Annotated in this window: 30 protein-coding genes; 13 read left to right on the forward strand and 17 right to left on the reverse strand. The window is 46.5% G+C overall.

Annotated elements, in window-relative coordinates; all coding sequences use genetic code 11:
- Positions 1 to 84: 84 nt before the first annotated feature.
- The 10 genes from D0A37_RS00110 to patD all read right to left on the reverse strand — a co-directional run bounded on the left by D0A37_RS00110 (position 85) and on the right by patD (position 8,434).
- Entirely contained in the window at positions 85 to 498 is a 414-nt protein-coding gene (locus D0A37_RS00110) for a nuclear transport factor 2 family protein (protein WP_190657739.1), read from the reverse strand.
- 76 nt (positions 499 to 574) lie between these two features.
- Positions 575 to 1,393 (reverse strand): Uma2 family endonuclease, encoded by an 819-nt coding sequence (locus D0A37_RS00115; RefSeq protein WP_242719845.1) that lies wholly within the window; start codon positions 1,391 to 1,393, stop codon positions 575 to 577.
- Positions 1,394 to 1,467: 74 nt separating this feature from the next.
- Entirely contained in the window at positions 1,468 to 2,463 is a 996-nt protein-coding gene (locus D0A37_RS00120) for an AEC family transporter (protein WP_242719847.1), read from the reverse strand.
- 374 nt (positions 2,464 to 2,837) lie between these two features.
- Positions 2,838 to 3,044 carry a glycogen debranching protein gene (locus tag D0A37_RS00125; protein ID WP_242719849.1) on the reverse strand — a complete coding sequence of 69 codons (207 nt, stop codon included), beginning with the start codon at positions 3,042 to 3,044 and terminating at the stop codon, positions 2,838 to 2,840.
- 72 nt (positions 3,045 to 3,116) lie between these two features.
- Entirely contained in the window at positions 3,117 to 3,329 is a 213-nt protein-coding gene (locus tag D0A37_RS00130; RefSeq protein WP_242719851.1) for a hypothetical protein, read from the reverse strand.
- A gap of 58 nt (positions 3,330 to 3,387) precedes the next feature.
- On the reverse strand, positions 3,388 to 3,873 hold the full coding sequence (locus D0A37_RS00135) for a GNAT family N-acetyltransferase (protein WP_242719853.1): 486 nt from the start codon (positions 3,871 to 3,873) through the stop codon (positions 3,388 to 3,390).
- Between the two features lie 176 nt (positions 3,874 to 4,049).
- On the reverse strand, positions 4,050 to 5,123 hold the full coding sequence (locus D0A37_RS00140) for an RNA polymerase sigma factor, RpoD/SigA family (protein WP_242719855.1): 1,074 nt from the start codon (positions 5,121 to 5,123) through the stop codon (positions 4,050 to 4,052).
- 139 nt (positions 5,124 to 5,262) lie between these two features.
- Complete coding sequence (locus D0A37_RS00145) at positions 5,263 to 6,936, reverse strand: dipeptide ABC transporter ATP-binding protein (RefSeq protein WP_242719857.1); 1,674 nt, start codon at positions 6,934 to 6,936, stop codon at positions 5,263 to 5,265.
- Positions 6,937 to 7,405: 469 nt separating this feature from the next.
- Positions 7,406 to 7,990 carry a TFIIB-type zinc ribbon-containing protein gene (locus tag D0A37_RS00150; RefSeq protein WP_242719859.1) on the reverse strand — a complete coding sequence of 195 codons (585 nt, stop codon included), beginning with the start codon at positions 7,988 to 7,990 and terminating at the stop codon, positions 7,406 to 7,408.
- A gap of 45 nt (positions 7,991 to 8,035) precedes the next feature.
- Positions 8,036 to 8,434: a heterocyst frequency control protein PatD gene (gene patD, locus D0A37_RS00155; protein ID WP_242719861.1), complete on the reverse strand. Its 399-nt coding sequence runs from the start codon at positions 8,432 to 8,434 to the stop codon at positions 8,036 to 8,038.
- A gap of 213 nt (positions 8,435 to 8,647) precedes the next feature.
- On the opposite strand from patD, the gene D0A37_RS00160 reads away from it, so the two are divergent.
- The 4 genes from D0A37_RS00160 (at position 8,648) to D0A37_RS00175 (ending at position 11,745) form a co-directional block, all read left to right on the forward strand.
- Entirely contained in the window at positions 8,648 to 8,809 is a 162-nt protein-coding gene (locus tag D0A37_RS00160) for a hypothetical protein (protein ID WP_242719863.1), read from the forward strand.
- Positions 8,810 to 8,897: 88 nt separating this feature from the next.
- Entirely contained in the window at positions 8,898 to 11,171 is a 2,274-nt protein-coding gene (locus tag D0A37_RS00165; protein ID WP_242719865.1) for a RelA/SpoT family protein, read from the forward strand.
- 15 nt (positions 11,172 to 11,186) lie between these two features.
- Positions 11,187 to 11,504, forward strand: a complete 318-nt coding sequence (locus tag D0A37_RS00170) for a DUF6883 domain-containing protein (RefSeq protein WP_242719867.1) — start codon at positions 11,187 to 11,189, stop codon at positions 11,502 to 11,504.
- 16 nt (positions 11,505 to 11,520) lie between these two features.
- On the forward strand, positions 11,521 to 11,745 hold the full coding sequence (locus tag D0A37_RS00175) for a DUF4926 domain-containing protein (RefSeq protein WP_242719868.1): 225 nt from the start codon (positions 11,521 to 11,523) through the stop codon (positions 11,743 to 11,745).
- Here the strand turns inward: D0A37_RS00175 and D0A37_RS00180 are convergent, their stop codons facing one another.
- A complete protein-coding gene (locus D0A37_RS00180) occupies positions 11,746 to 11,907 on the reverse strand; it encodes a hypothetical protein (RefSeq protein ID WP_242719871.1) in 162 nt (53 codons plus the stop codon).
- A 13-nt stretch (positions 11,908 to 11,920) separates the two neighbouring features.
- A complete protein-coding gene (locus D0A37_RS00185; protein ID WP_242719873.1) occupies positions 11,921 to 12,826 on the reverse strand; it encodes a glycine betaine ABC transporter substrate-binding protein in 906 nt (301 codons plus the stop codon).
- Positions 12,827 to 12,989: 163 nt separating this feature from the next.
- Between D0A37_RS00185 and D0A37_RS00190 the strand changes: the two genes are divergently transcribed.
- Positions 12,990 to 14,357 (forward strand): aldehyde dehydrogenase, encoded by a 1,368-nt coding sequence (locus D0A37_RS00190; RefSeq protein WP_242719875.1) that lies wholly within the window; start codon positions 12,990 to 12,992, stop codon positions 14,355 to 14,357.
- A 146-nt stretch (positions 14,358 to 14,503) separates the two neighbouring features.
- Here D0A37_RS00190 and D0A37_RS00195 read toward each other — a convergent pair whose 3' ends face one another.
- The gene (locus tag D0A37_RS00195) at positions 14,504 to 18,148 is read right to left on the reverse strand and encodes a tetratricopeptide repeat protein (protein ID WP_242719877.1); all 3,645 of its coding nucleotides are present in this window, start codon (positions 18,146 to 18,148) and stop codon (positions 14,504 to 14,506) included.
- A gap of 50 nt (positions 18,149 to 18,198) precedes the next feature.
- Here D0A37_RS00195 and D0A37_RS00200 point away from each other — a divergent pair, with 50 nt between their 5' ends.
- The 3 genes from D0A37_RS00200 (at position 18,199) to D0A37_RS00210 (ending at position 19,290) form a co-directional block, all read left to right on the forward strand.
- The gene (locus tag D0A37_RS00200; RefSeq protein ID WP_242719879.1) at positions 18,199 to 18,468 is read left to right on the forward strand and encodes a hypothetical protein; all 270 of its coding nucleotides are present in this window, start codon (positions 18,199 to 18,201) and stop codon (positions 18,466 to 18,468) included.
- A 3-nt stretch (positions 18,469 to 18,471) separates the two neighbouring features.
- On the forward strand, positions 18,472 to 18,681 hold the full coding sequence (locus D0A37_RS00205; protein ID WP_242719881.1) for a hypothetical protein: 210 nt from the start codon (positions 18,472 to 18,474) through the stop codon (positions 18,679 to 18,681).
- A 258-nt stretch (positions 18,682 to 18,939) separates the two neighbouring features.
- On the forward strand, positions 18,940 to 19,290 hold the full coding sequence (locus tag D0A37_RS00210; RefSeq protein WP_242719883.1) for a 4a-hydroxytetrahydrobiopterin dehydratase: 351 nt from the start codon (positions 18,940 to 18,942) through the stop codon (positions 19,288 to 19,290).
- A 26-nt stretch (positions 19,291 to 19,316) separates the two neighbouring features.
- Here the strand turns inward: D0A37_RS00210 and D0A37_RS00215 are convergent, their stop codons facing one another.
- Positions 19,317 to 20,048, reverse strand: coding sequence for a response regulator transcription factor (locus D0A37_RS00215; protein WP_242719885.1), 732 nt, complete (start codon positions 20,046 to 20,048; stop codon positions 19,317 to 19,319).
- Positions 20,049 to 20,644: 596 nt separating this feature from the next.
- Here D0A37_RS00215 and D0A37_RS00220 point away from each other — a divergent pair.
- Positions 20,645 to 20,899: a DUF6761 family protein gene (locus D0A37_RS00220; RefSeq protein WP_242719887.1), complete on the forward strand. Its 255-nt coding sequence runs from the start codon at positions 20,645 to 20,647 to the stop codon at positions 20,897 to 20,899.
- 293 nt (positions 20,900 to 21,192) lie between these two features.
- Here the strand turns inward: D0A37_RS00220 and grxD are convergent, their stop codons facing one another.
- From grxD to D0A37_RS00235, 3 genes are all read right to left on the reverse strand, one after another.
- The gene (grxD, locus tag D0A37_RS00225) at positions 21,193 to 21,516 is read right to left on the reverse strand and encodes a Grx4 family monothiol glutaredoxin (protein WP_242719889.1); all 324 of its coding nucleotides are present in this window, start codon (positions 21,514 to 21,516) and stop codon (positions 21,193 to 21,195) included.
- A 201-nt stretch (positions 21,517 to 21,717) separates the two neighbouring features.
- Positions 21,718 to 21,978, reverse strand: coding sequence for a BolA family protein (locus tag D0A37_RS00230; protein WP_006634035.1), 261 nt, complete (start codon positions 21,976 to 21,978; stop codon positions 21,718 to 21,720).
- 42 nt (positions 21,979 to 22,020) lie between these two features.
- Positions 22,021 to 22,644: a hypothetical protein gene (locus D0A37_RS00235; protein WP_242719916.1), complete on the reverse strand. Its 624-nt coding sequence runs from the start codon at positions 22,642 to 22,644 to the stop codon at positions 22,021 to 22,023.
- Positions 22,645 to 22,852: 208 nt separating this feature from the next.
- Here D0A37_RS00235 and D0A37_RS00240 point away from each other — a divergent pair, with 208 nt between their 5' ends.
- The 4 genes from D0A37_RS00240 (at position 22,853) to D0A37_RS00255 (ending at position 26,258) form a co-directional block, all read left to right on the forward strand.
- Positions 22,853 to 23,170: a type II toxin-antitoxin system HigB family toxin gene (locus D0A37_RS00240; RefSeq protein WP_242719918.1), complete on the forward strand. Its 318-nt coding sequence runs from the start codon at positions 22,853 to 22,855 to the stop codon at positions 23,168 to 23,170.
- A gap of 152 nt (positions 23,171 to 23,322) precedes the next feature.
- Complete coding sequence (locus D0A37_RS00245; RefSeq protein WP_242719920.1) at positions 23,323 to 23,721, forward strand: helix-turn-helix domain-containing protein; 399 nt, start codon at positions 23,323 to 23,325, stop codon at positions 23,719 to 23,721.
- 210 nt (positions 23,722 to 23,931) lie between these two features.
- Positions 23,932 to 25,980, forward strand: a complete 2,049-nt coding sequence (locus tag D0A37_RS00250) for a S8 family serine peptidase (RefSeq protein ID WP_242719922.1) — start codon at positions 23,932 to 23,934, stop codon at positions 25,978 to 25,980.
- The gene (locus tag D0A37_RS00255) at positions 25,935 to 26,258 is read left to right on the forward strand and encodes an S-layer homology domain-containing protein (protein ID WP_242719924.1); all 324 of its coding nucleotides are present in this window, start codon (positions 25,935 to 25,937) and stop codon (positions 26,256 to 26,258) included. The genes D0A37_RS00250 and D0A37_RS00255 overlap by 46 nt, the downstream gene beginning before the upstream one ends.
- Positions 26,259 to 26,278 lie beyond the last annotated feature (20 nt).

Raw genomic sequence — 26,278 nt, forward strand, 5'->3', positions numbered from 1 at the left:
CAATCATGACTAAAGTTCTCACTAGAAACCTGCATATTTTCCTAAAAAACCAGGTTTATGCGTCTAGCAACTCACAGATAAATTTTATCGAAACTTCCGTTCAGACTCTTGAATCGGAACATCATTAATGCTGGCTTCACGTCTTCGCATTAACCCATTTTCTGCAAATTCCCACTGTTCATTACCATAGGCGCGATACCAGTAGCCAGAATCATCATGCCACTCATACTCGAAGCGAACAGAAATCCGATTGTCTGTAAAACTCCACAGTTCTTTCTTTAAACGGTAATCTAATTCCTTTGCCCATTTTCGTCTTAAAAAAGCCTTGATTTCTTCCCGTCCGCTGAAGAATTCGGCACGGTTTCGCCACTGAGAATCTTCCGTATAAGCTAAGGCTACTCGTTCTGGATCGCGGGTATTCCAGGCATCTTCAGCAGCTTGAACTTTGGCTTTAGCCGTTTCCAACGTAAAGGGCGGTAGAGGCGGTTTAGTTTCCATCAGCTTTGTTTTTTGTGACTATAAAAGATCAGATGCGGGATGCTCGCGCTACAGAGAGAGTTTTGGGAATTTGATATCAATCCTCAGCATCGGGATCGATTCCCATTGCTCGCAGTCGCTCCGCTAACTGGGTGACTTTTCGCTCTGCTTGTTCGGCTCTTTCCCGTTCTTGTTCGGCTCTTTCCCGTTCTTGTTCGACCCTGCCACGCTCAATTTCAACTTGTTCGGAGCCAGTTAACAGCAAATTCCCCTGGGAATCCCACCACCGCAGCCAAAGCAGTTCTTGATTTTGATAGCTTCCCTGCCACAGTCCCAATTCTACATCTAGTAAAGGAATGGGATAGTGACCGCGTTCGTTTGGCTGCATCCTTTGATACACAAAATCTATTAGGTGATAGACCTCTAAATTGCCCGTTCTCATTTCATAAATGCCGTAGTAAGGAATGCGGATAATTCTCTCGTACACCCAAAACTTACCCGGTTTAGTGGTGGTACCGTCGGCGGCCACAGTCAAGGGAGTACGATCGCGCTCTTCCTCTCCATTACCGCTAGCAAATTCTAAAGCAATAAACGGAGCCATGTGTTCCCGCCAAAGTACATACGAACGGCGAAAACCGTCCAGTGTTGCCGGTACATTGGGCACGTAAAACCAATCCGGTGCTTCTGCACCTCGCTCTGGCGGGTCAGTTTCTCGCCAGTAAATGCCGCAATCTTGCCCGATCGCATATTGTCCGTCTGGATGCAGGCGCTCTACAACCGGCCCGATCGAATCTGTCAGAATGATGCTCTGGGGATGCTCCTGAAAATTTTTCACAAATGTACCGTCTTCGTCTGGCAGTTGGGTATGGTCGGGGAATGCAGGAGGCAGACCTGTAGCAGTTATTATCTCAGTCATCGTCTTTTCCGTGCAGTTATGGTTGATTGTACTGCGAAAATTTAAAGCAATCTGATTTGAAACTTTAGCTAATATTAACTAAACCCAGCTAACCACAGCGGAAGCATCAACAGCAACCCGACGGAAGTTATGGCGATGCTGCTAGCTAACAAATCGCGATCGAGCTCGTAGACTTCTGCTAAAATCAGCACGGAAAGAGCTGTGGGCGTTCCCGACATCAACACCAACACGAACCTCGGGTCGCCACTCAATCCGAAATAACTAGCACCCAATCCGATCAGCACCGGCACAATTACGACTTTTAACAGCGACGGGATTAACGCCAGTTCAAAACTTTCCCATTTCTTAATAGACCTCAGCCGGATGCCAACCAGCAGCAAAGCACTGGCAATTACCACCCAAACAGCAATCTGCAATCCCGATTCCACTGTCTCGGGCAGGGGAATTTTTCTAGTATAAAAACCAATTAAAAATGCCCACAGGGCGGGAACTGTCAGCACGTCCCGGATCTGAGTCCACCAGTGATTTTTTTGCTCGGAGTTCCCGAAATAGCTAGCAATAAATACACCGAAACAATAAGTTCCAATAACGTTGTTAGTGACGCTGTACAAGACAGCCCAGTTGCTGTTATCGCTGCTGATGATAGACGGCGTGATTGCTAATCCAACAAAGCCCGTATTCCCTAACATCGCAGCGAGGAGAAAACTGCCTTGGCTCGATCGCTTCAAGGAATTAAAATTTAATAAAAATAAATTTACTAGAGAATTTTTGCCCTGAAAATAGGGTTTTTTGATGTGGGCCGCACTCAGCCTACGCAATAATACCCAAGTCAGCGAAGCAAAACTCGTACTCAGAAATAACACGAATATGGCGATCGCCGGCGTGAATCCCACAGCACCCGAAAAATCGCTTTGACGGGCTAAAACTAGAATTTGCAGCGGTATCCCAATCCAGAAAAGAAAGTGGCTCAGGAGCTTGGGAAAATCAACTGGGATGTACCGAAACAGCAGCAGTCCTAAGCCCGTCCAGATAACTAGAGGCGTATAAGCGTGAAATAAGGTTTCAATCATAAAAAGTTAACTAGACAATTTGAAATGCCTCTATCTATTAATAGTAGTGCTAAAATCAGTTTAAAAAATGCGAATTGTCGTTAGCGGATCCCTCGAAGAGGATCGCACTTGCACGCTTTTTCCTCCTAGCGTGTTCGCAGCAGTGCCAGCCCGAGAATTTCCGCCCAAATTCCCGCACCTTGCAGGGCACAATCCTCAGACTGGCAGCCCCAAATGCTTGCAGCTTTTTGCCTTCAGATTCACCAAACCTCTGTTAATTTGACCAATGTGCGATCGAGTTATCTTGCCTTGGACGAACTGAGATCCCACGTTTTCCTGCCATTTCTCTCGAACGGAAACAGGGGGAGACTAAAGCTGCTGATGACTTGCACTCATTAATTCAATTTCAAAGCATTAACAGGCACCTCATCCCAAGAACTAACAGTCCGCAAAGTAGCCACCCAGCCCTGCTGTTTTTGCTCAGCCGTCAAATTCTGCTCAAAAGATTTGTGGCAATCCTGCGCTTGACTCTCATCGCAACAAGCAATGCAAGAATAAAGAATGCCCGACGGATCGATTTGCTCGTTTACCCAAATAATCACGATCTACTCTCTCAATCAAAATCTACTGTTACTTAAATTTTCCTATATTTTTGTCAATTAAGTAGGCCGGTATTAATTAACCGGAGTGCGGCATTTTAGCTTAACAGGCAAGATGCCTGTTCCACACACAGGCAAGATGCCTGTTCCACACACAGGCAAGATGCCTGTTCCACTAACTAACAGGCAAGATGCCTGTTCCACACACAGGCAAGATGCCTGTTCCACACACAGGCAAGATGCCTGTTCCACACACACAGGCAAGATGCCTGTTCCACACACAGGCAAGATGCCTGTTCCACAACAGATGAATTTTTTGTGGGGTGGGCTTCTAGCCCGCCCTAAATTACTGGGATGCCAAAGTTGCCAAAGACTCGCCCGCAACCCGGCAAATCCGCCAGTCGGGCATCACATCAGCACCGATACCCTTGTAAAATCCGATCGCCAATTCATTCCAATCCAAAACACTCCATTCCAAACGCCCGCAGCCCCTTTCCACCGTCAACTGCGCTAAATAAACTATCAAAGACTTGCCAATTCCCCGCCCTCGAAACTCAGGGATCACAAACAAATCTTCCAAATAAATTCCCGGCTGAGTCAAAAAAGTAGAATAATTGTAAAAAAACAGCGCCCAGCCCACAACTCGATTTTCGCACTCGGCTAAAATCGCTTCAGCAAAAGGTCGAGATCCAAACAAATGATGCTCCAAATCAACCGCATTGCCAGTAACGGCATGAGATAATTTTTCGTACTCAGCTAAAGCTTTAATCAAATCAAACAGCACCGGCACGTCAGCGCGGGTAGCTGGGCGCAAAATTACCTCAGAAGACATAAATAAGTAAGTAGGACGCGACAATCAACAATTAAAAATACCACATCAAGACATTTTTGATTTGTAATTTTTAATTAAGTTTGTCAACCTTGAATTAGCATATTTAGGGTGGCGTTGGAGTGCCCACCCACAATAATTTTAAGATTTTTCACAATGCAAACTCAATGTTTTTTAGCTTATTTCAACCAGCCCTTCAATCGCTCCGTCACTTGAGGCCGACGCAGCTTTCGCATTGCCTTATTTTGAATTTGACGGACTCGTTCGCGGGACAAATTGAACAAACTGCTGACCTCTTCTAAAGTGTAAGGTTCGCCGGTCAGCAAACCGTAACGCATAGCAACAATCTCTTTTTCCCGCTCAGTCAAAATACTGTCCAACACCTCCAAAATATCTTGGCGCATCATCATCTCATTCATCTGAGCTTCTGGAGATTGCGTCGCGTTATCTTCGAGAACATCCAAAAGTTCCGAACTTTCTTCGGAGCCGATGCGGTGGTTGAGAGACAAAGATTGCCGGCGTACTTGCTGGAGGTAGCGAAGCTGTTCGCAACTAACTTGCATTTCTCTAGCGAGTTCAGTTTCACTGGGATTGCGTTGAAGAGAACGCCTCAAATCCCGATAAACTTTTTTGAGTTTATTTAACTGTTCGACAATGTGAACCGGCAAGCGAATCGTCCGCCCTTGATTGGCAATTGTCCGGGTAATTCCTTGGCGAATCCACCAATAGGCATAAGTAGAAAACTTGTAACCCTTCTCCGGATCGAACTTTTCGGCCGCCCGATTCAAACCCAGAGCTCCTTCCTGAATTAAATCGAGAAAAGGCACGCCCCGATTCAGATAGCGTTTGGCAATCGAAACTACCAAGCGCAAATTCGAGCTGATCATTTTCCGTTTCGCCGACTGACACTGATGACGAAGCTGTTTCAGTTGAGTTTCGCTCACTCCCAAAGCCGCTGCGAGTTCAGCTTTTGTCGGCACTCTGTCTAATTCCTGCTGCAAACGCTGTTCTAGTTCATCCAGGGCTACCAATTCTTGAACGCGGCGCGCCAACTCCACCTCTTCGGTGGCAGTCAGTAGAGGATAGCGAGCCATTTCCTTGAACAAAGCTCCCACGGGATCGTCGGCAGACCAGTTGTTGTATGCTGACGAGCGAGTTACCGTGGGACGATCGCTCTCGGTGTCCTCATCCTCTGGGGTTGCGAATAAGGCTTCGGGTGCCACCGCAAAACTGCCTAGGTCAGATTCTGCCATATGGTGCTTGGTGTCGGTGGGAGGATTTGAAAAGTATCCCTTAACTTTAACCAATTTAACCGGAAATTTCCGAAATCCATCTAGAAGCCGGTGAGTGATTTTAGTGGCTGGTATCTGTTCGCCCCCCTTTTACACATTTTTATTGAGTTCGAGCCAGTAAAGGAGCTGCTTGCAATAATTGCTGAGTGTAAGGGTGCTGCGGATTAGTAAAAATATCCCTAGTCTTACCGATTTCAACAATTTTTCCAGCATTCATTACCGCAATGCGATCGCAAAAAAATCTCGCCACCCACAAATCGTGCGTAATAAACAGATAAGTCAAATTAAATTCCTGCTTCAACTCCAACATCAGCTCTAAAACTTGAGTCTGCACGCTGGCATCCAGCATACTCACCGGTTCGTCGCAAATAATCAGTTGCGGGCGAGTAATCAAAGCGCGGGCGATCGAAACTCGCTGCTGTTGTCCTCCTGACAATTCCCCCGGATAGCGACGAAAGAAATCTTCCCCTGGAGTTAAACCCACCCGCTCTAACATTTGGATTACTTGTTTTTTAGCTTCGCTGCCCTTAGCTAATTTGTGAATAAACAAAGGGTCAGCAATACTTTGCCCGACAGTCATCATCGGATTCAGGCAAGCATGGGGGTCTTGAAAGATCATTTGCATTTCGCGGCGGTGCTTCCTCACAGCATCGCGGTTCAGGGCAGTTATATCTATTCCTTGAAATTCCACTTTGCCGCCAGTCGCGGTAATTAGCTGCAAAATCGTGCGTGACAAGGTACTTTTGCCGCAGCCGGACTCCCCTACAAGCCCTAGGGTTTCTCCCCGTTGTAGCTCTAAACTAACGCCGTCTACTGCTTTAATTACCTGGCGATTCCTGGAAAATAACTGATCTAATAAATTGCTTTCTAAACTGTAGTGTTGCTGCAAATTTGTCACTGTCAAAAGAGGCGAATTTGTTAAGTTTGCAGTAACGACTTCAGTCCTGATTTCCTCGAATGCTAACCCTTTGTCGGAATCGGCTTGAATGTGCAAAGCTGCTTTGAGGAGCGATCGAGTATATTCGTGCTGCGGCTTTTCAAAAACGTTTTGCACCGGCCCGGTTTCTACGACTTTACCGCCATACATCACCGCAATGCGATCGCAATACTCAGCCACCATCGCCAAATCGTGAGAAATCAACAAAATAGCCGTTCCCCGTTCCTCGCAAAGTCTGGTTAATTCCTGCAAAATCTGAGCAGCTACAGTTACGTCCAAACTTGTAGTCGGTTCGTCGGCGACAATTAATTTGGGATCGAGCAAAAGAGCCAAAGCAATTGCTACTCTTTGCCGCATTCCGCCGCTAAATTCGTGGGGAAATTGCGACCAGCGAGACGCGGGAATTTTCACAGCTTCCAGAGTTTCGATCGCCCGTTTCTTAGCTTGCTTGCGATCCAAATTCGGTCTGTGAGCTTGCAAAGTCTCGATGCAATGTTCTCCTACAGTCATCAAAGGATCGAGACGAGTCATCGGATCTTGAAAAATCAATGCTACAGCTTCGCCCCGAAACTGTCTGAGTCGCGAAGCATTCATATCAAACACCGACTCTCCAGCAAAACTAACTCGCCCCTCAATCAGCGTCGAATCCGGCAACAACCGCATCGCCGCCCTTCCCAAAGTTGACTTACCGCAGCCAGACTCCCCAACTAATCCGAGCTTTTCCCCCGGTTTCAGCGTCAGGGAAACCCCGTCAACGGCCCAACCGGATTGGCCCCGCCGCTGAGGATAAGCTACTCGCAGATTTTCAACTGAAAATAGAGAAAAGTCATTAGTCATTAGTCATTAGTCCTTAGTCTGTTGTCTGTTGTCTGTTGTCTGTTGATTGTTGTCTGTTGATTGTTGTCTGTTGACTGTTGACTGTTGACTGTTGTCTGTTGTTATTTATTATTTATCAATATACTGGCGGTTAGTTGTTAGTTATTAGTATGGTTCAGGACTTATTAGTTATTATTGGCAAGAGACCGATCTGCTGTTTGTAAATACCAATAGAAATTGCTACAAACAAAGATTTTATCACTACATCATTAACCGACCAACCGCTTACTAACACCAGTCACCAGTCAACCGTTAACAGTCAACCGTTAACAGTCAACCGTCAACTATGCTGTTTGTAAATACCAATATAAATTGCTACAAACAAAGATTTTATCACTACATCATTAACCAACCAACCGCTTACTAACACCAGTCAACAGTCAACCGTTAACAGTCAACAGTCAACAGTCAACTGTCAACAGCCAACTGACTAAATTTCCTTTCGCTTCAACTCAGCTCTCCGCAGTATGTAAGTAGCCGCACAATCTGCGTGGGGATGGTCTGCTAAAACTTCCGCGAGTTCCAACACATATCCGGCGATATCCGGCCCCAGCTTCTCAGTCAGCACTTGACGTTCCCGAGAGGCGAGTTCTTGCACGCGGGCCTTAGCTTGCCAATTCGGAGAAAACATCTTGTCAATCTCGGTGTGGAATCCCAGACTTTCGAGAATGTCCCACTCGCCGTTATCGCACCAAATTCCCCCGCACAACATACAGCGCTCTATGTAAAAGGGCACTCTGCTGAAAGGAACTTTCGCCCGCGACAGATAGTGACCGTCTTCGGGACACAGCGCTGCTTTGCTGTCGTAGACAGAGGGGGTGAATTCTATGCCGAGAGTCCCAGTCGCATCAGGCTTCTCGGATTTGTTGTACCACTGGCTCTGTTCTTTCTGCCAAGCTTCGTATTCTCGACCTGGAATCCAGATACCGTAACAGTTGGGACACCACTGCACTGACATACTGCCGGCTAAGGTGCCGCCTTCTAAGTTGGGATGTTTACATTTTGGACATTCCACCGCTTTATTTCTCCTTGCCTTCTTAATTCCCTGTTAATTCAATTATTAATTCTGTATCTGGGCGGGCCCTGAAGAACCAGAATTTTTTTGTAGCAGCGCGCCACAGTAGCCAATTAGCGTGTTGAGCCGCGCGATCGCCGCAGTTTGCCTCGTTTTTGCTGTCGCTGGCTGGCGCGACGCTTGCAAAAACGTGACATCTGTCCCCAATAACCGCAGTTGCTTGTGAATTTCCGTCAAATAGGACTGCTCTGGGGGTGTTTCTGAGGCGTCTAACTCATCGCTTTCGGCTCTCATAATTTGGTTTCCGAAAAATTGTTGCACTTTTCTGTATTCGATCGCCAGCGCGGCCCCATCCAGATTATCCTGTGCAGCAGTTTTTTGTAGTTGTTCTAGTGCTTGCTGTAATTCTTGGTAGCACTGGCGGCGGTCTTCGGACAATATCATGATTTTGTAAACAAATTTGTATTTATAATCAAAGTAGATACTTACTTAAGTTTGGTCATATGGAGGGAAGCGGTGCGTTTTTGGAGCAATTCCCTGTTTTGTGAGAACTTTTTTTGATTTGTTTCCCTGGCTCTACCCTTCTGGCTGCTGCTTTTAGTTTAGCGTTGCCGGTAAATGCCGATCCCCTGCAACCTCAACTGCTACCGCCAAAATATGCTTATTTTACCCGATTTTCCCCGATCGACAGACTGCGGCGGCGGCAATGGTGTCACTATATTTTCCTACCTGCGAGGGGGGGCGACTCGGGATTACATAGGTATAGTTAACAAAAAAATCGACTATTTTTTTGAATTGCAAATTGTGGCATTCAATTAGTTTAGTATAGCTAAACACATAATTTCGGCAATTCAACCGAAAACCGGCTTTTAACCATTTGTATTTCTAAGTTTTAAAGGTGTACCCCATGAACGCGAACACTCTGACTCCCTCTCATTCGATCGATCCTGCCGTAGTTCCCGATTGGCTGCAAGAATGCCTGAATACTCGATCGCAGCCTGATGGGGGCGCTAACCCGAATTGTTCGACGGACGACAGCTTAATTTGTCGGGCCTTTGAATTTGCCCGCGACTTGCACGAAGGACAATACCGCAAATCAGGAGAACCTTACATTTGCCATCCGGTAGCGGTCGCTGGAATACTCCGGTATATGGGCGGCAACAACGTCATGATTGCCGCGGGCTTCCTCCACGACATTGTTGAAGATACAGATATTACTCTCGAAGAAATAGAACAGCGGTTCGGTGCGGAAGTGCGACAGTTGGTTGAAGGTGTCACCAAGCTTTCTAAGTTTAATTTTTCCAGCAAAACAGAGCGCCTTGCAGAAAATTTCCGCCGAATGTTTCTAGCAATGGCTAAAGATATTCGCGTTATTGTCGTCAAACTAGCAGATCGGCTGCACAACATGAGGACTTTGGAGCATTTGTCCGAAGAAAAGCAGCGCACTATTGCCCTAGAAACCCGAGATATTTTTGCTCCCCTGGCGAACCGTTTGGGTATCGGGCGCTTTAAGTGGGAATTGGAAGATTTAGCGTTTAAATACCTGGAACCGGAAGCTTACCGCGAAATTCAGGAATTGGTGGCGGTGAAGCGAGCCGATCGAGAAACTCAACTCGCAGAAGTCACAGATAGTTTGCGAGAAAGGCTTGACAATTTAGGCATTAAATGCTATGAGGTTAGCGGTCGTCCTAAACATTTGTACGGGATTTATGGGAAGATGCAGCGGCGCCAAAAAGGCTTTAACCAAGTGTACGATATTGCTGCGGTGCGGATTATAGTAGAAACCAATGATGACTGTTATCGGGCTTTGGCGATCGTCCATGATTCTTTCCGCCCGATTCCCGGCCGCTTTAAAGATTATATCGGTTTACCAAAAGCCAACCGCTATCAATCTTTGCACACCGGAGTAATCGGAACCAGTGGCCGCCCCATCGAAGTGCAAATTCGCACCGTAGCAATGCACCACATTGCAGAATACGGCATTGCCGCCCACTGGAAATACAAAGAAACTGGCGGTTCTAACACAACAGTCACCGGCGACGACGAAAAATTTACTTGGCTGCGACAACTCCTAGAATGGCAAAGCGACCTCAAAGACGATCAGGAATATTTACAAAGCATTAAGGACAACTTATTCGACGAAGATATCTACGTTTTTACTCCTAACGGAGACGTAATTGCTCTCAATAGCGGCTCCACTCCCGTAGATTTTGCTTACCGCATTCACACAGAAATTGGCAATCGCTGCACCGGTGCGAGAGTCAACGGGCGAATGGTGACACTAGACAAGGTTTTAAAGAACGGCGATATTGTAGAAATCTTGACCCAAAAAAATGGTCATCCGAGTTCCGACTGGCTGAATTTTGTCAAGACAAACGGAGCAAAAAACCGAATTCGTCAGTGGTTGAAGCGATCGCACCGAGATGAAAATCTGGCTCGCGGGCGGGAATTGCTGGAAAAAGAATTAGGTAAAAACGGCTTAGAATCTTTGCTGAAATCTGAACCCATGCAGTCTGTGGCTCAGCGCTGCAACTACCACAGCGTCGAAGATTTAATCGCCGGTTTGGGCTACGGCGAAGTGACTCTAAACCTCGTAGTAAATCGACTGCGAGATTTAGTAAAAGTGCAGCAAAAAATTGAAGCTGCTCCCGCAGGAACCCACGAATTGCCCCAGCTAATACCTGCATCGACGACACCGAAACCAGTACCGAGTTCATCTCCGAGCAAATCGCCGATCGCAGGTGTAGAGGGATTGCTCTACCATTTATCCGGCTGTTGCTGTCCGATTCCTGGGGAATCAATTATTGGAGTTGTGACTCGCACTCGCGGAATTTCGATTCACCGACAACGATGTTCAAATGTTGAGAGCGTACCGGGCGATCGGTTGGTTCCTGTGAGTTGGAATTCCAGTAACCGCAATGAATCTCGACCAAACACTTATCCGGTTAATATTCAAATTGAAGCCCTCGATAGAGTGGGAGTTCTCAATGATGTTTTATCGCATTTGAAGGACAACAAAGTAAACGTCCGCAGCGCTCAAGTCAAAACATATCCAGGATTTCCGGCATTAATTGACTTGTGCATGGATATCCAGGATAAACAACAGTTCGAGCGCACTTGTATGCAAATTAAAAAGATGAGCGATATTTTGAATTTGCGGAGGCTGAGTGAAGTGAGTTAAGAGGAAATTCTTCCTATGGCAAAACTCAGCCTTAACTCGGTTATTCCTTCAGCAAAGCTGACCAACTATTTATTAATCCGGCTTCCTAAAGACGACAAATCTCAGTTTCTCGATCGAGGTGGTTACAGCATAGAAAACTGGCAACAGCTCGATCGAGATTTAAGAAGCCAGATACTTCCTCTGGAAGCGGAGCCAATGGAAAACACCAGATACGGTCAAAAGTACATGATTAAAGGCAGTTTAACAGGTCCAAACGGTACGATTTTACAAGTTAAAACCGTTTGGATCGTTACTCCATCCGAAACCAGATTTGTTACATTAGTTCCTGATTGACAAGAGGTTAAGCCCCATGAAATTTGAACTGTTTTCACAGGTAGCATTGCGAGAAGACATTCCTAAGTATGGCCTAAAAAAAGGTGATACAGCAACTATCGTTGAACACTACCAGATGCCGGAAGGTGAAGAAGACGGTTATAGCTTAGAGGGTTTCAATATCGAAGCAATTACAGTTGAAGTTGCCGAGTCCCAGATTGAAGCAATAAAAGCTCCTGTTTTGCAGCTTGGAAAATATTGATTACCATTCGCCTTCCACCAGCCTGCGATGAGAGCGACTCATCTTGCGAAGCAAAACTTGTTCTTCTTCAGACAGAGGTGCTTCGCAAGCAGCATTAATTTTTTCTAACAGTTGTTGATTTTCGCGGCGGCGGATAAATTCTTCAAGGGCTATTTTAATCATATTTTGGCGGAGTTTAAGGCTTTGCATCGCCCAACTTTTGCTGCAAAAACTCCTGGGCTACTTCTCCAGCTTCCTGCTGTTTCTTATCAACTTGATAATTCAGTCGTCGCATATCTTCCTCGGAGATTTTGCCGCCCAATTCTGCGAGGACTGGACGCAATTCTGGGTATTTTTCCAAAACTTGCGATCGCACAACCGGAACTGCTTGGTAGGGCGGGAAATAGTTCTTGTCATCTTTGAGAACTACTAAACCTAAACTTTGAATCAAACCATCCGTCGTATTACCAGCAATCACATCTACTTCTTTTTGTTGCAGTGCTTGATAAAGCAATCCTAACAGCAACTCCTTCGGTTCTTCTCGAAACTTAATCCCGTAAGTTTTAGCTAATCCGGGAAATCCATCTTCTCTCTCGTTAAATTCTGGGCCGAAACCAGCCCGGAGGTTAGGTGCAGCTTTCCCAAGTTGTGAGAGAGTTTGTAAATTGAGTTTTTTGGCATCGTCTCCCCGCACAATAATCGCAAAACTGTTATTAAATCCCAGCGGTTCCGTCCATTCTGCTTTAAACTGTTTGGGATATTCTTGTTTGAGGTAAGCGAGGACTTTCTTTGGGTCAGAAATCGGTTTCTGTTTGAGCAGGTTGGCGTAAGCAGTCCCCGTGTATTCGACGTACAAATCGATTTTACCTGCTGTTAGGGATTGATGGCAAAGCGCACCTCCGAGATTCAGTTCTCGTTCTACTTTGATATCTGTTTTAGCTTCGATATGGCGTGCTAAAATTTCTGCGAGGATGACTTGTTCGGTAAAGTCTTTCGAGCAGATGACAACTTGCTTTTGGGGCTTAGAGGTACATCCTGCTACTGCAAGCAAGCAAAGCAGCCAGCAGGAATAGAAAAAAAAATCGTTCTTAGAGATTTTCATGACTTAACTCAAATTAAAAATCTACAATTAATACCTTATAAGTTATAGCATAAAGCCCCGATCGCAGACTTCTTCAAGAAGTCTGCGCTTTAACACCGATCGCACTTTACCCAAGTTCCGTTTTCCTGTTGTAACATTTATTGATAGACATGGAGGAATAAATATGGTAATCAGAGTCAGCGATATTATCCAGCAGCAGCGGCAATTTTTTGCGACTGGGAAAACTAAGGATGTGGATTTTCGGATCGAACAACTCAAGAATCTCAAAAGTGCGATCGTTTCCAATCAATCACGGATTGTGGATGCTGTCAAGGCTGATTTGAACAGGCCGGAGTACGAGGCTTATTTTGAAATTGCTGCGATCGCAGAAGTTAATTATGCCATCAAAAATGTTAAATCGTGGGCCAAGCCGAAAAAAGTGCCTACTTCGATCGATCAATTCCCAGCATCGGCCCGCATTTACCCAGAACCTTTGGGCGTAGTTTTAATCATCGGGCCTTGGAATTACCCATTTCAGCTAATGATATCACCTTTAGTCGGGGCGATCGCTGCAGGCAACTGCGCCATCCTCAAGCCTTCGGAAATCGCCTCACACACGTCGGAAGTTGTCGCCGACATGATTACCAAAACCTTCGATCCCGCCTACGTAGCAGCCGTCGAAGGAGGAGTCGAAATCAGCCAACAATTATTAGCCGAAAAATTCGACCACATCTTCTTTACAGGCGGCACAAAAATCGGTAAAATAGTCATGGAAGCCGCCGCCAAACACCTGACACCTGTAACATTAGAATTGGGCGGCAAAACTCCTTGCATTGTAGACTCAGATATTCAACTTGAATACACTGCTAAACGCATTGCGTGGGGCAAATTCATCAATGCCGGTCAAACTTGTATCGCTCCCGATTACCTGTTAGTCGATAAAAAAGTTAAACCGGATTTGATGCAGGCAATTAAAACAGCAATTCACGGATTTTACGGCGACGATCCGCAGAAAAGTCCCGACTATTCCCGAATTATCAATCAGCATCATTTAGGACGTTTGGCAGAGTTTATTAAAGACGGAGAAATTGTCGTCGGAGGTCAAACAAACCCCGAAGATAAATATATTGCACCGACGGTTCTCGACAAGGTTTCCTGGGATGCGCCTGTGATGAAGGATGAGATTTTTGGGCCGATTTTACCAGTTTTGGAGTATGATGATTTGGGGGAGGCGATCGCCCAAATCAACGCCCGTCCCAAACCCCTAGCTTTGTATTTGTTCTCCAAAGATAAAGAGAAACAAGAGCGAGTTTTGCGGGAAACTTCTTCCGGCGGAGTTTGCATAAACGACACGGTTATGCAAGTCGGAGTAACAACTTTGCCTTTTGGGGGAGTTGGCGACAGCGGCACCGGCAGCTATCACGGGAAAGCAAGTTTTGACACTTTTTCTCATCAAAAAAGCGTGCTGCAAAAGTCATTTTTAGTTGACTTAAAATGGCGCTACGCTCCCTATCTAGGTAAGTTGGATTTGATTAAGAAAGTTATCGGTTGATATTGCCTAAGCACCAGATTCTCCCTCACCCCCCAGGGCTGTTTCTTTATCCCGAAGTCCGGCAGGGGTTTCAACCCCTGCCGGACTGAATGCTTGACGTGTTTGTTGTTAGCAAAGATCGCCTCCTTCAATCCCATATCCCTGTTCTAATCGGTGCTGTGCCATTCTCGATCGATTCTCTCCAAATCCTTGGCGGCTCCCAATAGTTGAAAAATTTGATGTGCTGTATCGTAATATTGTTGAGCAACTTCTGTGTTGCCGCGCTTTCGCTCAAGGCGCGCGAAATCGTAGTTAGTTTCAGCAATATGCCAAGTCATCCCCAGTTTTTGCATTTTTCCTAAAGCTTCTGTTAACAGTTGTTCTGCTGTATCTAGATTGCCTCTACCGAGTTCATTTTCTCCGAGACAACCGATCGACATTGCTATCCCTTCGTGAGCGCCCAATTCTGTCATCATTTCCAAATGTTGCCGGTAGAGTTTCTCAGCTTCATCCCAATTGCCGCGATTTCGCTCAATATCTCCCAACACTCCCCAAGAAGATGCCATGCCCGATCGATCGCCCAATTCTGTTCTCAATCCCAAATGTTGCCGGTAGAGTTTCTCTGCTTCATCCCAATTGCCGCGATCTCGCTCGATATTTCCCAACATCCCTAATGAACTAGCAATGCCCGAGCGATCGCCCAATTCTGTTCTCAATGCCAAAGATTGCCAGAAGAGTTTCTCTGCTTCATCCCAATTGCCCCGATTTCGCTCGATATCTCCCAACCTCCCTAATGAACTAGCAATGCCCGAGCGATCGCCCAATTCTGTTCTCAATGCCAAAGCTTGCCGATAGAGTTTCTCTGCTTCATCCCAATTGCCGCGATTTTGCTCGATATTTCCCAACACACCCCAAGAAGATGCCATGCCCGATCGATCGCCCAATTCTGTCATCATTTCCAAATGTTGCTGGTAGAGTTTCTCTGCTTCATCCCAATTGCCGCGATTTCGCTCGATATCTCCCAACACACCCCAAGAAGATGCTATGCCCCAGCGATCGCCCAATTCTGTCATCATTTCCAAATGTTGCCGATAGAGTTTCTCAGCTTCATCCCAATTGCCACGATTTCGCTCGATATCTCCCAACGATGCCCAAGAAGATGCCATGCCCCAGCGATCGCCCAATTCTGTCATCACTTCCAAATGTTGGCGGTAGAGTTTCTCAGCTTCATCCCAATTGCCGCGATTTCGCTCGATATTTCCCAACGATGCCCAAGAATATGCCATGCCCCTGCGATCGCCCAATTCTGTTCTCAATGCCAAAGATTGCCGGTAGAGTTTCTCAGCTTCCTCCCAATTGCCGCGATTTCCCTCGATATTTCCCAACACACCCCAAGAAGATGCCATCCCTTGGCGATCGCCCAATTCTGTCATCATTTCCAAATGTTGCCGGTAGAGTTTCTCAGCTTCCTCCCAATTACCGCGATTTCGCTCGATATCTCCCAACACACCCCAAGAAGATGCCATCCCTTGGCGATCGCCCAATTCTGTCATCATTTCCAAATGTTGCCGGTAGAGTTTCTCAGCTTCAGCCCAATTGCCGCGATTTCGCTCGATATCTCCCAACATCCCTAATGAATTAGCAATGCTGCTCTGATTATTTTCTTTTTGTGCGATGGCTAGGGCATCTTTAAAATATTTTTCTGCTAAATCCCAATTCCCAAAATCCCGATGAATTACACCTAATGCTCTCAAGCAATAAGAACGTCGCTCGCCTTCAACATAAAGTAATATTTGCTCGTACAATTCTTTTGATAAATTCCAGTATCCCCACCTTCTTAAGTATTCACGTGGGATTAAGTAGTAAGCTTCGGGATAGTTGCCCAACCTAAAGGCAAAATGTTGAGCTTCAAGAACAGCTTGTAAATCTGCTAACCTTTGAGGATTGTTCACATTTTTACCAGTGCAGTAAAACTTATAAACACTTTCCAGCAGCTTTGGCAGTTCATCTCTATATTCCCCTTGCAAAAACTCCTCAATCACCCGGTGCAAATCATAAAAATCCTCACATTTCTCCTCGTCATAACGACTCTGGATCAAACTCGCACCGACTAATCGCTGTAAAATTGCTTCTGTCTCGCTAATTTCTGCCTTTGTAAATTCCGCAGGTGCTGCTAATTCTGCTGCTAATTCAAAGCGGGGATCTTTTTCAACATCATCTGTATACAGTCGCAAAAAAGTTAAACCTCTCACATCTATCGGCACTCGCAAAACACACATCCGACGCAGTAAATCTCTTGCCGCTTCACTTTGCCTTGTTAGTTGTTCTCGCAACATCGGTTCTGCATTCTTCGTTACCAATTCGGAATTATTCCGCAGATACCCCTGTTTTCCCTTGCCGAGAGCCGCCAATTGAGTTAATAAAAAAACATGACCTTGAACTTGCTGAGATATCCACTGCAAATCAGCTAATTTATCAGTCAACTTTCGCTGCCGCAAAATCTCGACACCCGCCGCTAAATCCACCCCTTCCAACACTTCTATATGCACCAATTCCGAATCCGGTGCTAACCCCGGATAGCGGGTATGTGCCAAATCCGCAGGCACTTCCCGGCTGGTTAAAATCGTTTGCGATTGGTGCTGCTGATAAACCAAAGCATTCAGCAACTTACCCCAATCCGGTGAAATTGCTCGATGTACCTGCGCCGCAGCCAAAATGTCGGGATTTCCCGCCTCAACAGCAGGATGCAAAATAGATTCCAGGTTGTCGAGTACCAAAAGACAGCGAGTTTGTTGCAAGCCAGCCATAATTTTCGCAATCTTTTCATCGGCAGTTTTCAACACTTCCGCAGCCTGAATCCCCAAACCTTCACTTAACAGAAATCCCGCCACGTCATCAAAGCTCGTTCTCTCCTTTGCCTCGAAATACATCACGCACTCATAATCGCCACCGGGCCAACTTTCCCCCTTTTGAAAAACCGACTTCTGCCAATTCACTCCCAATGCTTCTGCAAGTTTGACAGCCAAACTCGTTTTGCCCATACCCCCTTGCCCGATTATCGCCAATACTTTCAGCGGCGAAGTTCCATCGGGCAGCCTCTGTACTAATTTTGCCGTTAAATTTTCCACCAATTCATCCCGCCCTTTCCACACAGGAATAGAGTCAGGTAGTTGAGAGAAAGCTACCCTTGGTTTGTCGGGAGGGGCATCTGCCGGCACATCATCATTCTCGCTTTTGCCGTCAGTATTTTGTCCGCTGTTAATCTGACTACTGATACCGGGTTCGCCGTTAACGCCCCACACTTCTGCCAACTTTTGCAAATTCTCTGTTTTGTCTCTACTCCACAGCTTCAAAGTAAAATTCCAATCGCTACAACCCCGCTTTGCCGTCTCCGGGCGGTTATCCTTTAGAATTTTCAGCTTTTTTTCGAGATAATCAGTCAGTACCTCGCCGATGTACTTTCTAACTTGCGAGTCAGATGTTGTCTTATTTGGTTTAAACCCCCCTCTATCTTTCAGCAAGTGGCGCAGGGCTTCCAGTGTCGCCGTGACGGTTAACTCAGTGGTGTCACCTTTCCAATCGGCGCGGAGATAAGAGATGCGATTTGTATCATTCAACGCATAATCTATTAGCGCCTCAACCAAATAACTGACTCGCTGCCAAGACTTTTCGCCTTTTCCCTGCGTGGGCATAGATTCCCAAAGTAAATTGCTAAAAAAAGTTTCGGGAAAGTTTCGGGAATCCCGATACCGAATGACAGTCCCGAATATCCCTAATGCCGATTCTAGCACAGTTCCAGCCATTCTTTGCATTCGGGTATCCCGAAATTCCACACTCAATTTAGTTGAGTTGGAAATGGTTTATGGGATTATCAAAACAGCATCAATGGATGATTGGAGAGGCGATTGTCGGTACTGTAGTCGGTGCCATCAATTCTTCGGCGGGGATAGTGTTGACTTTTGGGTTAGTAGGTTTCCACCTCTGCTTTGACAAAAATCAACAGGAAGTGTCGCGTTGCCATCTAGAACAAACTTTAAACAGCGAGGAAGTATCGAAACTCTATTTTTGTAATGATTGTCCTTTCATGAAAGCGGCGATTGATGTAGAAAAAGTTGAAGAAGAAAGTGAGTAAAGTGTGGTGCATCTAATGTGGAACAGCCCGGAAAGCCTGTTCGGGCGGGACACTCCACAAGAAAATTTATTATTTGTGGAACAGGCCCGAAAGCCTGTTGCTAACCGACAAGAAAATTCATTATTTGTGGAACCGCCCGGAAAGTCTGTTGCTTATCGGCGGGCGGGACACCCCACAATAAAATCCACTCAGGATATTAACTCGAAAGTCTGATCGCTCTTTTAATCAGTATAGGTAAAAAAGGACGATCGCCGATCGTAAATTGAACTTTACAAACAAACTTTTAGTTTAGTAAAATCCATCCTCAAAATCAGATTAGCATATTATAATAATATGAAACGGGTGTTATAACTTCTGAGCGAAACAGCGATCGCCTCTGGCTCTTTTGCTAGTTAGGTTGCGCCCAGCTACTTGCTGCGATTAGAAAATGTCTATAATATCTTTTAGCATCTTCTCGCTAACAAGCAATTTATGGAACAATTAGCAAAAGAACGCTGTGCCGCCTGCCGCGCAAACTCTCCCCGCGTCACAGCTTACGAAATTTTCCAGCTAAAACCTCAAATTCCCGACTGGAATTTAATCGAAAAAAATGGCATTCCCCAAATAGAACGCACCTACGAATTCCCGGATTTCAAAAGTGCGATCGCCTTTACAAACAGCGTCGGCGAAGCAGCAGAAACCGAAGGACATCACCCCGCACTGTTAACCGAGTGGGGAAAAGTTACCGTTACTTGGTGGACTCATGCGATTTCTGGACTGCACCGCAATGACTTTATTATGGCTGCGAAAACAGATGCGATCGCCAATCAATTCCCAAAATAAAATCCGACTTATAGCCAGATCGTAGTTTAAGAAAGCACCGCTCTGGGCACTGGGGAATGTTGATTGGCATTATTCAACAACTCCAGATTGAGTCGGTAGCCGACATTCCGCACAGTTTGAATCAGGCTCGGCTGTCGCGGGTCGATTTCGATTTTTTTCCGCAGAGAGAGTACGTGAGTGTCGATCGTCCGAGGGTTATCAATCGCATCGGGCCACGCCCTCCGCAACAAATCCGATCGCGACAGCGGCACTCCTCCAGCTTGAGCTAGCACGTATAGCAGGCTAAATTCCTGGGGAGTGAGTTCAATATGTTCCTCGTACAACCTGACTCGGCGCTGCACCAAATCAATTTTCAGCAGCCCGCACTCCAGCGTCGCCGGCGGTACCATCGTGCGGTTGCGGCGCATCAGAGCTTCCACCCTGGCCATAAATTCTTGCATCCCAAAGGGTTTAGTCAGGTAATCGTCTGCCCCCGCCTTTAAACCTTCAACAATATCCGATTCCGAATTCCGCGCCGACAGCATCAAAATCAGCGACTGCTGCTGCTGTTGCAGCCAGTTGCAAAATTCCAAACCGTCCCCATCCGGCAATTGGGCATCCAGAATGACTAGGGTTGGCTGACGGCTGAAAAATATTTCCCTAGCGTGACTGATATCCGCTGACTGGTGCACCCAGTGACCGACTTGCTGTAGATGCCAGCCCAAGAGCGATCGCAGGTGCGGATTCCCTTCAACAATTGAAATACTTGCAGATTCCACAGAGGCGAGCTTCCCATATCACTAATTGCTACAAGGTTAACAGAGCTTTTGTCAAGCTTTTGTAACCATCGCTACTCAAGCATGAGCTGCCTTTAAAGCAGCGGACATACTTAGGGTAGGAATTTTAAAGATTGGGTTAATTTGGCAGGGTCAGCCTGCAGAAAGGTTAAATCATTCTGGCGATGAGCTTACAATGAAAATAAGACAGTGTAAAGCCAATCGATCCCATGCCCCAACCGCCTGCTAAAAGCGAGCCCCCCGACCCAGCCCCCACTCCCCGGAGGTTGACAAATCGCGCAAGTGAAACTAGAATTCCTCCAACCGTTCGCTCGGTAGCCGGAACACTCAGCCACTTTGGCCGCCAAATTCAGGAAGATCCCGACTCAATTAAGTGCACAGCGAATTATCTAGGTGCGCGCCAAAGAGTCGAGCAACTGCATTGCAGCGAGTGAAATTTTTTATGGAGGGTAGCCTGTTGAGCAGGGTAAAAACTTTTATTTAGAAATAGCCTTAAGCTGAGCCACTCAGCATTAATCGAGGCCATTCCTAAATCCCGCCGTCATTATACAAACCACAAAGGATTTCAACCTCACACCATGCTACAAGACACCCAAACAATCCGGCACTACCAAAAACTCACCGACGCCCTCGTCGAAATGTGGAATAGAGGTTATCGCTTCGATGACCTGCGGCTTTACTTAGACGGCTATTTAGCAGCCCTGCGACATTCCAACAGTTTGGAACCCTATCTGATTCACAGACTAGAGGAAGAAGCAGCGCGTTACATTCACGACCCCTCCAATTTTGTAATGCCACAGACACAGACACAGGCTGAATCAGACTACTATTAAATAGCAAATTCGGTTTGATAAACCCTTGATGATTTGGGATTTGGGAATTGGCAATTGGCAATTGGCAATTGGCAATTTTAACGGTTTCCCCGGCTCGGTCTGGGAACCGATGTCCAGAGGCTCGGCCTCGCTTTCGGAGCCTAAAAATTGGATGCCGAGCCGACCGCATTGCCTTCCCCGGCTCTGCCTGGACACAAGTAATTAAGTAAATTAACTTAATTCAACGTAAAACCCGATTGCTGTTATTTCCCCGACTTCTTAAAGAGGTCGGGGATATGTTTTTTCTGTCTAATTTAAGAAGCCAAAGCCACTTCTACAACTTCTTGCAATTCGCCCTTTTGATACATCTCGATCATAATATCCGAGCCACCAATAAACTCGCCGTTGATATAAACTTGGGGAATTGTCGGCCACTGGGAATACTCTTTAACGCCTTGACGAATTTCCTGGTCTGCCAAAACATCAACTGTTTCGTAAGGCACTCCCAAAGTATTGAGAATTTGCACCACAGTATTAGAGAAACCGCACTGGGGCATTAACTTATTGCCCTTCATAAACACCATGATTTTGTTTTGCTTAACTAACTCGTCAATTCTTTCATGTGCTGCATTACTCATGGTAGCTCCTAATATTGTTTGAAAATTTTTAAACGTTGACTGACGCAGAAACCGCGTTTTTTACGAAAATCTTTCGTTACAGCTAGAGATTCCAGTTAAAAAACCGGATTTTTGGGGTTTTTGTGTGTAAGTGGAGCAGTTGTATTTCAAGCAACTATTGACACCTGCACAAACTTGTGATATGCACTTGCAACTCAACAATTAAGCAACTTGATTCTTAGCTTCCCATTCTGCGGGAGTTAAGGTTTCCAAGCCCAAAGCGTGGATGGCTTCACTAGCCATTGCCTGTTTGAGAGCGCCGTAGACCAGTTGGTGCTGCTGTACTCGGCTTTTTCCTTCAAAAGCGGCAGAGACTACTCTTGCCTGGTAGTGGTCGCCGCCGCCAGTCAAATCGTCAACTTGTATTTTAGCGTCGGGCAACCCTGCCTTAATCATTTCTGCTACTTGAGACGGTGTAACCATTGGTTTCTCTGATAAACGGCTGTAATTTAGATTTTAGTGGAACTATTTTGTCGATGAGCTCGGTTGAGCGCTGGCCGGCCGGGGAAAGGGCGAATCCACAAAACCCAATTCCAGTAACTGCTGGTAAGCTTTCTTGCCCAAGTCGCGAGTTGGCTGCTGCGATCGAATAATCTGAATCAGCAGGGGCACCGCCAGTTCCGGTTTATTTTGCGCCCGGTGTACCAACGCCAGCCGGTAGGTAGCTTCGTCGCGCATTTGGGCTGTTTCTACAGCTTTGGTGCGGTTGCTTTCGGCCAAGCGGATGTCAATTCCGGCAAAACTGCTCCCCAGTTGTTGATAGAAGTTGGACAGTTGATTGAAAATTTGGCGGGATTCTTGGAGTTTTTGAGTAGCGAGTACGTAATTCTGATTGGAAATAGCACTGCTGGCTTCTGTCATCAAACGCTGGCCTCCTGGGACGCTCAGCAAGCTGCTGTCTTGCGTCAGAGGGCGAAGATTGTTGGGGTCTGTGGGGTCGTCGGCGGGTTCGACTTGCGGTTGGTTCTCTGGCCCAGAAGGTTGTTGTGCTTCGACTTGGAGCGGTTGCAACAGGGTAAAAGCTGCGATCGCCCCGATCGTAATCCGGGCAGTGGAGCGAAGCCAGCAAACAGTTCCAGAGTATACCATGAAATTACTTTGCGCCTCAGCGCTTTAAAAAAATATTTAGCTTGAGCCGATCTTACCATTGGCGATCGCAACCGGCTAAGTGTAAACCAAATTTGTTGAAATGTCAAAGGGTTCGATCGGGCAAAAGGCTCTTGAGGAAAAATTCAAGTAGAGACTTGACAGGATGTTCTCAAAATGAGAAGATACAATAGTAGTTGAGAAACGATCTATGAGACTGATTTCTAAGAAAAATCTTCTGAGTGCGATCGAACCCTACCCGGATGCCCAGAGTGCGATCGAATCCTGGTACCAGCTAATCCAAGACAACGATTGGCAATCCCTAGAAGATGTGCGAAACGGATATTCGCGATCGGTCGATCAAGTCTGTGGATATACAATCTTTAATATTAAAGGCAATCAGTATCGATTAATTGTACAAGTTAAATACAAAAGCAAAATTATATATTTTAAGCAGTTCTTAACTCATGCCGAATATAGCAAAATCAACTGGGACAATGAAGATGAAGTCAAAATGAAAATAAGTTAAATTCTACATAAGCATATCGGGAATCAATACAGATTACCGGATTGATTTAACAAATCAAAAACATTTACACCAATCGTCAAAAGCAGGAGATCGAGAAACAAACACCCACCTTCTAGTTTAGAACCATGTCTAATTAAACAATGGAATGAACCATGAATATAACAATTGAGAAAACAGCTTACGGTCAACTACTGGCGAAATCGCAGCCTAAGCCCATCCTGAACGAAGAAGATTACGATATTGCCCTCGCAGAAGTAGAAGCTCTGATGTCTCAGGAAGAATTAACATTAGAAGAAGAAACTTTACTGAGCCTCTGGGCTCTGTTGATCGAAGAATACGAAGCCAAGTATTACCCAATTCCAGAAGCGACTCCCCAGGATGTTCTATTGCATCTCATGGAAGTTCGCGAACTCAAACAAGCCGATTTAGTGGGCGTGATTGGTTCCAAAGGAGTAGTTTCTGAGGTGGTTAATGGGAAACGGGCGATTAGCAAGGCGCAAGCTAAGGCGCTGGGAGAATTTTTTAATGTTAATCCTAGCGTGTTTATTTGAGCGTGTTTATCTGAAAAACTCGCTGATATCGAAAAAGACTCGGCGGTTGAAACCGCTAGCAACGCGATCGCACAAACTAAGTCCGACGCGGACTGATGGAAAAACTACCGCTGTTAGTTACAGTTTCAAACCCCTCATGGTAAAAACATCCCTGACGGCTTATAAATATGTTTGATAAATAGACATCAAAGTCACACAGGAACATTTCTGATGGTACAACCAAGCAAACCGACCTCCGAGACTCTCCAAAATTATCAAGGAATTGGAGTCCCCGATGAAAGTCTGGCAGTAATTTTACAACGCGGCGGCGATGAATTGCTGCTGTCAAAAGCTGACGATCGCTTTACAGTCCGCCCCTCATCAACAGCATCAGCCTCAAACGATTGGGCTGCCACAACTGGGGCAAAACTCAACCGTAGCGTCGGCCAAAGCAATCTCGATGAATATCTCGTTGCGCCCTCTAGCCTAGAAGCAGCAATGCAAGCAGCCCGCGCCAGCGATGCCGTAGCTTTTGCCAGCCACGTCTATTGCCCCGCGAACAATCCGAGTACATTCTTTTATTTAACCGACCAAATTACGATTCAATTTGGCGAACAAGTAGACGAACAATCGCGAAAGGCGATCGCCAATGCAGCAGCTTTAAAAATAGTCCGGCCAGTAGAAGGAATCCCCAACACTTTCGTCTGCGAAGTCACAAAACAAGCAACAGAAAACCCTGTCAAAATTGCCAACCGCTTGACAAGATATCCAGAAGTTCTCGTAGCGGAACCCAACATTTTAGTAGAGACGCAGCAGCATTACACGCCCCGCGATCCGCTTTATCCCAAACAGTGGTATCTCAATAACAAAGGCGGCAACCAACTTGTCGGCGGTGCTCAAATTTATGCCGAACCAGCTTGGGACATGACTCGTGGAGTTCGATCGATCGTAATTGCAATCGCCGACGATTCAGTTGATCTCACCCACCCAGATTTTCAAGGCCAAGGCAAAATTGTCTCACCCATCGATTTCAAAGAGGGCGATACCTCCCCGATGCCAGTCGCCGACTCAGACAACCACGGCACAAGTTGTGCCGGCGTCGCCATTGCTGAAGAAAACGGCAAAGGCATTGTCGGCGTCGCCCCCGGATGCGCCCTGATGCCGATCCGCGCCAGTGGTTTTCTTGATGACAATTCTGTCGAAAAAATATTTAATTGGGCGATAGAAAAAGGTGCCGCCGTCATTTCTTGCAGTTGGGGGCCTGCTGCAGTTTACTATCCCCTTTCCCTGCGGCAGAGTGCCGTTATCACCAAAGCAGCAACCCAAGGGCGGGGCGGCAGAGGCTGCGTTATTCTGTTCGCTGCGGGGAATGCCAACCGCCCAGTCAACGGTACTGTTAACGAGAAAGGCTGGCCCAACAACGTCGTGGAGGGTCAAACTAGATGGCTAAACGGATTTGCCGTTCACCCCGACGTAATTGCCGTCAGCGCTTCCACTTCCCTCAACAAAAAAGCAGCCTACAGCAATTGGGGCAGCAGCATCTCGGTTTGCGCCCCCAGCAACAACGCACCGCCGGGAACTTGGTTGCCCGAAACCGGATTTATCAGCACGCCGCCGGAGGTGACGCAGTATTTGCCCGGTTTGGGGGTGTTTACTGCCGATCGAGTGGGCGATCGGGGCTACGACTGGGGGGACTATACTGATACTTTTGGCGGTACTTCCAGCGCCACTCCAGTAGTCGCTGGGGTTGCAGGGTTGGTACTTTCGGCTAACCCCCGTTTGACGGCGCGGGAAGTGCGGGGAATTCTCGAACAAACTGCTGAGAAAATTGTCGATCTCGATCCCGATCCCCAGTTGGGCAATCGCCTGGGAAATTACGATCCTAACAACGGCCGCAGCGATTGGTTTGGTTACGGGAAAGTGAATGCTTTGAAAGCTGTGCAAGCTGCGGTAAGAAAGGGCGGCGGCAATCCGAATATCGGGGGTGCGGTGTTCAGCGATATTTCTGGACATTGGGCACAGAAATTTATTGAAGCTTTGGCTGCGGCGAATATAGTTAGCGGTTTTCCTGACGGTTCTTTTAGGCCTGATGAGAGTTTAAATCGTGCTCAATATGCGGCGCTGTTGGTGAGTGCGTTTAGTCCGATTCCGAGGGTGCCGGCTACAAATTTTATTGATGTTTCTGCTACTTTTTGGGCGAGAAGTGCGATCGAACGGGCAAATCGGGGGGGTTTTTGGCGGGGTTTCCGGGGTTTAAGTTCGGCCCGAATCAGAATTTGACTAAGGCTGACGCGATCGTGTCTTTGGTTAACGGTTTGCAACTGAAGGGTGGCAATCCTGATTCTTTGAAAGTTTACAACGATCGTTCTCAAATTCCTAATTATGCTTTAAGTGCGATCGCCACAGCAACTGCTTTGAAGATTGTGGTTAATTATCCTTCCCGCGATTGGCTTTCGCCGCAGCGGGATATTACCCGCGCTGAGATTTCGGCTTTGATTTACCAGACTTTGGTGGCGATTAATCGGGCAAAGGCGATCGATTCTCCTTACATTGTGTAGCTAGGGTCGAAAAAAGTTCG

This window comes from Microcoleus vaginatus HSN003, from assembly GCF_022701255.1.
GTDB classification, from domain to species: domain Bacteria; phylum Cyanobacteriota; class Cyanobacteriia; order Cyanobacteriales; family Microcoleaceae; genus Microcoleus; species Microcoleus vaginatus_B.